General features: G+C 65.5%; 1 protein-coding gene. It reads left to right on the top strand.

Annotation, left to right across the window (positions count from 1 at the left end):
- Positions 1-296, top strand: a 296-nt coding sequence (locus EN851_RS35505) for an ATP-binding cassette domain-containing protein (RefSeq protein ID WP_135931126.1), incomplete at both ends; no start/stop codon positions are given.

The following is a 296-nucleotide window of genomic DNA, read 5'->3' as shown; positions in this document are numbered from 1 at the left end:
GTCACGTCAAGGTGCTGAAGAACGTCTCGGTCGACATCTTTCCCGGACAGACGCTGGCCGTGGTAGGCGAAAGCGGCTCCGGCAAGTCGACGCCGGCGCGCGCCATCACCGGCCTGTTGCCGCCCGAGCAGGGCAGCGTCGTCTTCGACGGCCGCACGCTCGGCAACAAGCTTTCCGACCGGCCGAAGGAAGACCTGCGCCAGCTGCAGATGATCTACCAGATGGCCGACGTGGCGATGAACCCGCGCCAGACGGTCGGCACCATCATCGGCCGGCCACTTGAGTTCTATTTCGGC

It is taken from the genome of Mesorhizobium sp. M8A.F.Ca.ET.208.01.1.1 (assembly GCF_004791315.1).
Lineage (GTDB): Bacteria > Pseudomonadota > Alphaproteobacteria > Rhizobiales > Rhizobiaceae > Mesorhizobium.
This window is presented reverse-complemented; position numbering and strand designations above follow the sequence as displayed.